The organism is Nonomuraea sp. NPDC049400 (assembly GCF_044466425.1).
In the GTDB taxonomy this organism is placed as follows: domain Bacteria; phylum Actinomycetota; class Actinomycetes; order Streptosporangiales; family Streptosporangiaceae; genus Nonomuraea.
This window is the reverse complement of record NZ_JBITMP010000074.1, coordinates 34,574-43,977: the sequence shown is the minus strand read 5'-3', so window position 1 is coordinate 43,977 and position 9,404 is coordinate 34,574. Positions and strand designations below refer to the sequence as shown.

Below are 9,404 nucleotides of genomic sequence, written 5' to 3'. Positions count from 1 at the left end.
TCAGGCGCCCGCCCGACAGCCGCCGTTCACTTGAGGCTCAACAAAGGAGCCTCTCATGAGCGATCTGGCACCATCCATCCGACGGCGCCCCCAACCCCCCGCCGTCCTGTCGCGCACCGTCCACCTGCTCGGCGCCGCCGCCCTCGGCCTCACGGCGCCAAGCGCCATGGCGAGCCCCCCAGCCACCGCCGCGCCAAACTGCGCCGCCGCATCAGCGTATTACAACCAGGCTCCCACCAGCGGCAACCTCACGATGGTGCGACAGGCAGTGCACTGCCTCATCGACGCCGAGCGCGCCAGAGCCGGGCTACCCCCGCTCACACGCAACAGCCCACTCGACGCCGCGGCGGCCGCGCACGCCGACGCCGCCGCGACCCTGCAGTGGTGGCGTCCCGGTGCCGACTCGCACACTAACCCGCAGACCGGCTCTACGCCGTACAGCCGTATCACCGGCGCGGGTTACTGCCCAAATCCGGTGTCGTGGGCCTACTCCGAGACCACCTACACCGGCTGGGGCACCGGCTACGGCACCGCGCGGGCCGCCGTCAACTGGTGGGTGTACGCCAGCACGTACGGCCACCGCCAGATCGTCCTGAGCCCGACGCTGACAGACCTCGGCATCGGGGTCGCGGCCGGGTCGGCAGATCCGGCCGGCGCGGGGGCCGCAGGCGGCGGGACGTACGTTGTCGACTTCGGGCGTTGCCAGCGATAGGCGGGCAACGGAGTGGCGACGGCGCAGCATCCGTCACCGAGGGCGCAAGGGATGAAGAAGGCACCTTGAAGATCACCTCATCGGGCGGCAGCACGTTGGGCCGGCGATGTGCCGACGGCCGCGTCGGTGTCCACAGGATCGCCGTTGGAGTGGATCCGGAAGCGGCCATGGGCGGCGCGGCTGGGGCCTCATCGTCGTCCCGGTCAGGCGGCGCACTCCAGGCAGACCTGGTGACCGTTCCGCTCAGAGGCGCGCTGGCTACGGTGGTGCACGAGGAAGCAGCGCGAGCAGGTGAACTCGTCCGCCTGAGGCGGGATCACCCGCACGGACAGCTCTTCATTCGACAGATGCGCGCCAGGCAGTTCGATCGACTCGGCCAGGTCGGTCTCGTCGACGTCGATGCTGCCGGACGACGTGTCGGCGCGGCGAGTCTGGAGTTCTTGGAGGCTCTCCTCGCCGGAGTCGTCGTCGATCTTACGTGGGCTGTCGTAGTCGGTCGCCATGGTGTTCATTCGCCTCATCTCAATGTCTTCGCGGGGCGTCTGTCTTGTGCCCGACCCGCCGGGGATTCCCATTCGTGCCCGCACGAATCCACAACGAACCTTCCGACTCCGGGCGCTAGGGACCTGTCGGGGAGACCGGCAATCCGTAGGAGCCAGGGCGCAGTCGGCGGCCAGCGCGTCAGCTGTGTCGTCGGTGTAGACGCCTTCCCTTGCTGTGCTGGCCTCGGAGTCGGTGATGGTGTGGATCTGACCTCCGCGCGCACAGGAGCCCGTCGCTTGTCAGCCAGCTCCGCTACGTTCGGAGAGCCATACGCCCATCGATCGCATCTCCCCAAGGAGCCCTCCATGACCACCATCGACCCGACCGCCATGGTTGTCGACCGCGACCGCACTGGCGAGGACGGCGGGTGGCACTGGGCAGAGGCCGCCACCTCACAGTGGACGACGGCCGCCGAGCAGGCCGGACTCACCGTCGAGGTCGCCTCCGTGGAGGTACCGGATGCGAATCGGGACGCGGTGATCGTCACCGTCAACGGCGCCGGTTACCTGATCACTGTTCGGAATGGCAAGATCCGCGCGATTGGGCAGTAGACGCGTTATCGGTGGTCTCGGCCCTCGTCGAGGTGGTGCGTCGCGGCCACCCTTTGGAAGGATGTACGGGCGAAGCCCGTGCCGTATGGGAGTCGAGCCCCTGCTGCGCTGAGACCAGCTCCCTACCGGTCCGCTGACATGTGCTGCTATCGCCGCTGGAGGATGTGAAGGGCGCCCTGCCGTCGTCAGGGCGGCCGGTCCGCACGAAGGAAGCGCCCAGCCGCACGCTGGGCATCGCACGATGCGGAGCTCTACCCGACCCTGAAACGCCCATGCGTCTCGACGCGCCATTTCCGTCCCATTCCCAATGCGCCAACACACCGCAAAGCCGCGATCGCAGGGCCGCAGCACTAACGGGTCCGAGCATGGGCGTGGTGATCGTAGCGTGGGGCCGTGATATTCCGGATCGCGCCTTGTGGCGGTGGCCGTGACTGCTGATCGGCCCCAGACGGAAAGGCGCTGGTGTTTCTCCTGCAAGGCGACGCCCAGGAACGCCGAAAGCATGGCCGTGGTGCTTTGGGTGGATAACGGCGTGATCGTCACGCAGGTTCACACTCCAGGCTGCGCAGCCTTACATGCCGTGACGCACCTGCCAGACGGGGTGGACGGCGTCGGTTGCCTCGGCACCAACCGTGGTTCGTATCAGCCGTAGGCGGGCGCGTTCGGCTCGAGTGCCGCTGCGTAACTGGCGCAGCGTCCGCTGCCTGCCAGGCAGCTCGCCGGTTGTGGACTCGAACAGCTCGCCGGAGTGCCGGCCAGACAGCCGGGGCCAGGCCGGTGCCGGGTCGACGTCGGCTGGCGGCAGAGGCACACCAGCGCGCCAGCGCGCCAGCAACCTGATGCCCAGAGCACAGCTGGTCGTTCACCACCAGCGAGACGTCCCCCAGAGACCCGCCGACAGGCAGCAGCGTCCCCGCGGCGCCCAGTCGTGGAGCTGCTGCCACGCTCATGTCAGCGCGTACCGCAACCAGGTCACCCCTGTCCCTCTGCTCGACGGCTTGATCATGGCCGGCGCGAGCACCGTGGCGACCTGTTCGGCGGTTGGGCGCGGGCGTAAGTGAGATCCTTTCCATCATCCAACATCATTGGCGCCGCCTCTGGGCTGTGCGTGAGCGGAGGCGGCGCCGAGACAGGTATCCCCATGCCTCACAGCAGTCACACGCAGCAATGCGCTGCTGGCATGTCCCCGGCAAGGCGGGGACGGCGGCGAGTGCGTGCCGCTGACGGGCGTCGGTCCGCTTGTCGGTGGAGTGTCACAGGCAGACCCGATCAGCCACGCCCGGCATCCCCGGAACGAGTGCCGGAAAAGGCGCGGGCAATGAGGAGGGCGCTGCGTGCGCTGGTAGGAACGTAATCACTTCGCTCCCGGGTGTCGTTCTGCCAGGCCAACTCGACCGCGCCATCGGCCTCGTTGGCGCGCTCCAGGTGCAGAGCCTCGCGATCGAGGAAGGCGGCGGTCTCCTCCAGGAACGCGCCGCCCTGCTCACGCATGGCGGGCGCGGCGGCGCGGATCTCGACGACCTCCGCGCGCACGCGCGCGACCCGCTCGTCGTAGCGGGTTATGTCCCCCGCGGTGTAGGAGATCTCGTCGTCGTGCCAGTCGGTCTGCGTGAGCAGGGCCATCGTGTCCCCTTCCCGGGGTCGGTCGGGTGGCGGCCATCCGGCGAGCGTCTGCGACCAGACTAAAGGGGGGATCGAGCCACAGCGATCGATGCGCGCCCGGGCACACTGCGCGTGCCCTAGCCCTTCCGCCATCCACTGGTGATCATGACGGAGACTCGCTCCCGCCGGTGCCAGCGGAATGCATGCCCTTCGACTGACGCCGAAATGGGCGCAATGTCAATGTGAGGGCTCAGGACATGCTTAACCGTTCGTTCTCGGGACACTCTTGACAGATCGTGGCATGATGCTCGCCCAGAGTGACTCTGGTGTCGGGTGGCGAGCATGGATCAGCAGGCTCTGGTGGAGTACCGGTACCGGGCTGTACGGGAGGTTCTGGGCGGGTCACCGATCGGGGAGGTCGCGGCCCGGTACGGAGTCTCGCGGCAGTCGCTGCACAGCTGGCGGAAACGGTTTGAGCAGGAAGGCATGCCGGGACTGGCCGACAGGTCGCGGCGGCCCAAGTCCAGCCCGCACCGGCTGCCGGCCGAGGTCGAGGCGCTGGTGTGTGAGCTACGGCGGCAGCACCCACGATGGGGCGCCCGGCGGATCGTGCATGAGCTGCGCCTGCGGGGAGTGGATCCGGTTCCCGGCCGGGCGACGGTGCATCGGATGCTCGTCCGCAACGGGCTGGTGCGGCACCAGGAGCAGGAGCATCAGCGCAAGTACCGGCGCTGGCAGCGCGAAGCGCCGATGCATCTGTGGCAGCTCGACCTGGTCGGCGGCGTACCGCTGGCCGATGGCCGCGAGTGCAAGATGGTTACCGGGATCGACGATCATTCGCGGTTCGTGGTGATCGCAGCGGTGGTGGCCGTGCCATCGGGGCGAGCGGTGTGCTCGGCGTTCACCCAGGCAATGCGCCGCTACGGGGTGCCGTTTGAGGTGCTCAGCGATAACGGCAAGCAGTTCACCGGTCGGCACAATCGGCCGCACCCGGTGGAGGTTCTGTTCGAGCGGGTCTGCCGGGAGAACGGCATCAACCAGCGGCTCACCAAGCCCCGCTCGCCCACCACGACCGGGAAGATCGAGCGCTTCCACAAAACGCTCCGCCACGAACTGCTGGATCATGTGGCGCCGTTCGAGTCGCTGACCGCCGCCCAGGACGCCATCGACGCCTGGGTGCACGCCTACAACTATCAACGGCCCCACCAGGCGCTGAACATGGCAACCCCGGCCAGCGTCTTCCGCCCGCACGCCCCCACCTACTCCGATGGACAGCCTCTCGCCGATGAGGCCGGCCAAACAGCAGCACCGTTGCGCATCGATGTGATCGAACCACCGGCGGACCGCCCGGATGAGTTGGCGGTGGAGTTCGAGGTCCGCGTCCCGCCCAGCGGAGAGGTCACGCTCGTGGCCGGCCGGCAGCGGTTCTCCGTCCCCAGGGGACTGGCCGGACGGACGTTGACCGTCTGGGCCGATCTGCGCAGCCTGCACGTCCTGCTCGAGGGCCACCTGGTCCGCACCATCGTCTCCCGGCTCCTGCCCCACGACCTGGCCTACCTGATAATGCGCTACGGAGCCCGCCCCGCTGGACCAGCACCGGCAGCGGCGGCGCTGCGCCGCATCAACGGCAACACCGAACTAGCCGCAGGCCAGGCAGTCGAGATCGATCGCATAGTCCAACGCGACGGCCACGTCACCATCGCCGGGATCAAGTGCCAGATCGCTTTCGCGCTGGCCCGGCGCACCATCACCATCCGGCTGGACGGCCACCTCATGCACGCCATCGCCGACAACGCCCTGGTCGGCACCTGGCCCTGCCCCATCACCGCCGACCGCGCCGCCCGGCTGCCGGGCGCGCGCACCGCGGCGACCCCGTTACCGCCGCCGCCGCTGCCGGCGGGATCGATCCGGGTGCAACGGCGTGTCCATGCCAGTGGCCGGTTCATGGTGAACAAGCAGTTCATCAAGCTCGGCCCCCGGCACGCAGGCAAGCTCGTCACCGTCGTCATCGAAGACACCCACTATCGGGTCCTGCATGGCGAGGAAGAACTGGCGATCAGGCCCCGCCGCGACACCACACCTGTTACCCGTCTTTATGTCAGAGGCAAGGGCACCCAGCCCGACAGACGTTAAGCATCTCCCGATGACAAACGGTCAAGCATGTCCTGGGACCTCACATCGAGACGCAACAGGGCGACAAGAGCAAGCATGCGCGTCATCATGGGTGACGCCTCGCTCGAAGGCTATGCATCGGCAGGAAGGAACGTGACAATGCCGCTGGATCTGAGCCGGGTAGGAGCGGGGCGACGACAGCCTCTGGTGCGGCCGCGTGAAATTTACGCGGCCCTGCCGCGCAGCCCTTGGCCCTATCTCCGACATGAGCAGAGCGAGGTCCTGGAGACGTGGTTTGAACGCCGCAAGCAGCGCGATGTCGTGATCAAGCAGAACACCGGTGGAGGCAAGACCGCTGTCGGGCTGCTGATCGCACGTAGTGCCCTCAATGAGGGAGTGAGCACCGCGGTCTACCTGGCTCCGGACCGATATCTGGCCGCCCAGGTCCGCGCCGAGGCTGAGGCGATGGGGTTGGCGGCAACCGACGATGTCGACCTGGCGTTCCGGGCCGGACGCGCAATCTTGGTGACGACGTTCCAGAAACTCGTCAACGGTCAATCGGTTTTCGGTGTGGTCGGCGATGCCCGGGACAAGCTACAGCTCGGCATCGTCGTCGTGGACGACGCTCACGCGGCGCTGGCCACCACCGAAGCCCAGTTTCGGCTCTCCATCCCAGCCGAGCATGACGCCTACGAGGGGTGGGAACCAAATACGCCAGAAAGGGGCCGTGGCCGAGCGTAATCGCTGGTCAGATATGGCGCTCAGGCCGCCAACCGGAGGGGAGAACGGAAGAGAACCCAAGCTAAGAGCGCCTAACAGAATGATCTTTGTTGTGCTTTGATCTCTCGCTGTAGCCAAGCGAGAGGAGCACGGGTGGCCAAGCCGAAGCCATGGGAGGTCAGCGACGAGCTTTGGGCGGTAATCGAGCCGCTTCTGCCTCAGCGCCAGCGGAGGTTCCGGCATCCGGGACGTAAGCGGCTGGATGACCGGCTGGCGTTGCAGGGCATCCTGTTCGTGCTGCACACCGGGATCGCCTGGGAGCACCTGCCACAAGAACTGGGCTACGGCTCGGGCATGACCTGCTGGCGGCGCCTGGCCGAATGGAACGCCTCCGGCGTCTGGCAGCGCCTGCACGAGGTCCTGCTCGATCGTCTACGCGCGGCCGACGCGCTCGACCTCTCCCGGACTGCGGTGGACTCCTCGCAGATCAGGGGCGTTAAAAGGGGGCCGCAGACCGGCCCATCCCCGGTCGACCGAGGAAGGGCCGGCAGCAAGCATCACCTGATCACCGATGCCACCGGCATACCTCGCTGTCATCCTGACCGGCGCCAACCGCAACGACGTCACCCAGCTTCGCCCGCTCCTCGACGCCATCCCCAAGGTGCGTGGCAAGCGTGGCCGGCCCCGTCAGCGCCCCGACGTCGTACTCGCCGACCGCGGCTACGACCACGACAAGTACCGCCGCCTGGTCCGCGAGCTGCAGATCCGGCCGCTGATCGCCCGCCGCGGCACCGAGCATGGCTCCGGCCTGGGCAAACAACGCTGGGTCGTGGAGCAGACCTTCGCCCTGCTGCACGCTTTCCGACGCCTGCGCATCCGCTGGGAGGTCCGCGCCGACATTCACGAGGCTTTCCTCAAGCTGGCCTGCGCACTGATCTGCTGGCGACGCCTCACTTCATTGCGTTAGAAGCTCTAAGTAATGACCTTGAGTGGCGTTCGGCTTGGGATGTCAATCTCGTGGGCCGAAGACCCGTTGTTCGAGCCGTTCCATCAGCTTGAGATCGGCGCTGCTGCCCGGTTGGTGATCCGGCCGCGAACAGGCCGCCGTGGGTCGGTGGTATCCGCCTCGTCTTGCTGGTCCTGCTCGATCGCCTCAGCGAGCGCCCGGACACCGAGGCGACCGAAGGGGACTTGCCCGCATTCTTGCCGGTCTTGATCGTCAGCCTTCTGGCGATCTTCGGGACGGGGACGCCCTTGTCCTTAGGGCAAGGGCCAAGGTCAGCGAGTCGTCATCGATGACGTTCGGTCAGCCGCCGTGGTTGCCTTTGGCCGCGGCGGCGTGATGTCCTTCCAGGGTCTTCTCGCGAATGTAGTTGTGGTCAAGCTGGGCGGCGACAGCGAGCACGGCAAAGAACATCGCGCCGATGCCGTTGGAGTCGTAGGTGCCGGTGAGGAGGGTGCGGCGAGGAGTTCGAGCTGGACGCCGGCACTTTGGAGCTGGGTGGACAGAGTCATCAGCTCGGCGGTGTTGCGGGCCAGACGATTGAGTTCATGGAGGGTGAGGATGACCTGCTGGTCGGAGGCGGCTTCCTTGATGTCGTAGGCGAGCTTGAGCACCTTCTCCAGCTCGGGTCGGACCTTGACCCGGGTGCTGATCTTCTCGGAGAAGATCCGTTCGTACTGCGCCCCTGCGAGGGCGTCCAGTTGGCTCTGCAGTTCTTGGTGGGCGGTCGAGCAGCGGGCGTAGCCGAGCCGGATCGGTTTGGTGGTCGGCGCCGACGTGGCCACCCCGATCGGCGGGCCGGTTTCCACGGCCGGTCGAGGCACCGGTCTTCCGCAGGAACGAGGATGAGGCGGGCGGTGTGGCACTTCGTCGCGGTCTTTCCGCCGCGGGTGTCGCCGGAACTCGGCAAAGGCCGGAACGGCGAAGGCATCCCTTGCGGAAGGATTCCGGCGGCGTGCGCCACGGGCCTCGCACCCTTCCGAGGGTGCGAGGTCCGCAGTCAACGCTCAGGCGTAACGGATGCCGAGGCGTTCATTCAGGCTCTCGATGAAGGCGGCGAGCCTTTCATGATCGGGCACCTGGCCCCGGCACACGTAGATCCGCTCCCGGAAGCCGCGACGCCAGTCGAGGTCCGAACCGGGGGGGACCTGAAGATCGAACCGGCTCACCTCTGGCAGTTTCCTGACCTCGGCCACGTGCGGGGCTTCCAGCAGGATTTTGGCGTCTATCGGCGCCAGCCCGAAGTACTGGTAGACGACCTCGCCGCAGGGGACGAGCGCCACGGGTGCCGGATCACCCAGCGCGACCCGCGCGGCGAGCGCGATCAGGTCTAGGCCGTGCGCGCGCCGGAACAGGTCGTGGATGTGGCCCCCCATGCGGCCGTTGACCTCAATAATCCGGGGGCCGGCCGCAGTGACCATTACCTCGGTGTGGCAGATCGAGTCCCCCACACCGAGAGCATGCAGCGCACGTGTTGTCACGTCCAAGATGGCGGGCTCGTCCACGATGCCGCCGAGCGGGGGCAGGTAGCCGCCGCGCTCACGAAACGGCGGCATGAAGCCGAACTTGCCGGTGATCCCCACATGCGTCACTTCGCCTTCGCGGATCAGCGACTCGACGGAGACGAAACCGCCCCATGGCGGCCGGACGTCGGCGGGCGCCAACCGGGCCTCCAGCACGTAACCGTCGTCGGGTGGGACGCAGCTGGACATGAGGGCGGCGACCAAGTCGAGCAGTTCGGCTCGGTCGGCCACGGGGTAGGTGTGCGTTCCGCCGACTCCGCGGTTCGGCTTCAGCACGGCAGGAAAACCGACCTGTTCGGCGGCAAGCTCGGCGGAGCCCAGGTCCGTGACGAGTGCCGATGGCGTATGCCCGACGCCTCGCTTATTGAGTACGGCCCGCTGCAGGTGCTTGCGCGTCAGCGTACGGGCCACGTCGACTGGATGGAATGCCAAGCCCAGCCGTTCGGCCAGCACGGCGGCGGCCTCCAGCTGGAAATCGCTGAATGTCACGACACCGGCGACCTTGGCGTCGGCGGCGGCGTCGAGGTCGCACACCTCGGCCACGTCCTCAATGAGGTCCCGGATGCCGGTGTTGTGCTCCGACTCGGGCAGAACGAAGACCGGCTCCGCCACCCCTTCCAGGCTGGTGATGATGTCGA

General features: G+C 67.4%; 9 protein-coding genes. 5 read left to right on the top strand and 4 right to left on the bottom strand.

What is annotated here, in order from left to right; translation table 11 throughout:
* Window positions 1-55 precede the first annotated feature (55 nt).
* Entirely contained in the window at window positions 56-712 is a 657-nt protein-coding gene (locus tag ACIBVN_RS55045; protein ID WP_397149966.1) for a CAP domain-containing protein, read from the top strand.
* Window positions 713-915: 203 nt separating this feature from the next.
* On the opposite strand, the gene ACIBVN_RS55040 is transcribed toward ACIBVN_RS55045, so the two are convergent.
* Window positions 916-1,215 carry a DUF4193 domain-containing protein gene (locus tag ACIBVN_RS55040; protein WP_397149968.1) on the bottom strand — a complete coding sequence of 100 codons (300 nt, stop codon included), beginning with the start codon at window positions 1,213-1,215 and terminating at the stop codon, window positions 916-918.
* A 345-nt stretch (window positions 1,216-1,560) separates the two neighbouring features.
* On the opposite strand from ACIBVN_RS55040, the gene ACIBVN_RS55035 reads away from it, so the two are divergent.
* On the top strand, window positions 1,561-1,806 hold the full coding sequence (locus ACIBVN_RS55035; protein ID WP_397149965.1) for a hypothetical protein: 246 nt from the start codon (window positions 1,561-1,563) through the stop codon (window positions 1,804-1,806).
* Window positions 1,807-3,075: 1,269 nt separating this feature from the next.
* On the opposite strand, the gene ACIBVN_RS55030 is transcribed toward ACIBVN_RS55035, so the two are convergent.
* Complete coding sequence (locus ACIBVN_RS55030) at window positions 3,076-3,429, bottom strand: hypothetical protein (RefSeq protein ID WP_397149963.1); 354 nt, start codon at window positions 3,427-3,429, stop codon at window positions 3,076-3,078.
* Window positions 3,430-3,750: 321 nt separating this feature from the next.
* Here ACIBVN_RS55030 and ACIBVN_RS55025 point away from each other — a divergent pair, with 321 nt between their 5' ends.
* From ACIBVN_RS55025 to ACIBVN_RS55015, 3 genes are all read left to right on the top strand, one after another.
* Window positions 3,751-5,541 carry an IS481 family transposase gene (locus ACIBVN_RS55025; RefSeq protein ID WP_397149961.1) on the top strand — a complete coding sequence of 597 codons (1,791 nt, stop codon included), beginning with the start codon at window positions 3,751-3,753 and terminating at the stop codon, window positions 5,539-5,541.
* Between the two features lie 75 nt (window positions 5,542-5,616).
* Window positions 5,617-6,261 (top strand): DEAD/DEAH box helicase, encoded by a 645-nt coding sequence (locus ACIBVN_RS55020; RefSeq protein WP_397149959.1) that lies wholly within the window; start codon window positions 5,617-5,619, stop codon window positions 6,259-6,261.
* A 132-nt stretch (window positions 6,262-6,393) separates the two neighbouring features.
* A protein-coding gene (locus ACIBVN_RS55015) for an IS5 family transposase (protein WP_397149957.1) occupies window positions 6,394-7,207 on the top strand; the annotation gives its coding sequence in 2 pieces (ribosomal slippage) (window positions 6,394-6,830 and window positions 6,829-7,207; 816 coding nt in all).
* 311 nt (window positions 7,208-7,518) lie between these two features.
* Here the strand turns inward: ACIBVN_RS55015 and ACIBVN_RS55010 are convergent.
* Together ACIBVN_RS55010 and ACIBVN_RS55005 are read right to left on the bottom strand one after the other, a co-directional pair.
* Window positions 7,519-8,052 (bottom strand): recombinase family protein, encoded by a 534-nt coding sequence (locus ACIBVN_RS55010; RefSeq protein WP_397149955.1) that lies wholly within the window; start codon window positions 8,050-8,052, stop codon window positions 7,519-7,521.
* Window positions 8,053-8,250: 198 nt separating this feature from the next.
* Window positions 8,251-9,378, bottom strand: a complete 1,128-nt coding sequence (locus ACIBVN_RS55005; protein ID WP_397149953.1) for an acetyl-CoA carboxylase biotin carboxylase subunit family protein — start codon at window positions 9,376-9,378, stop codon at window positions 8,251-8,253.
* Window positions 9,379-9,404: the final 26 nt, after the last annotated feature.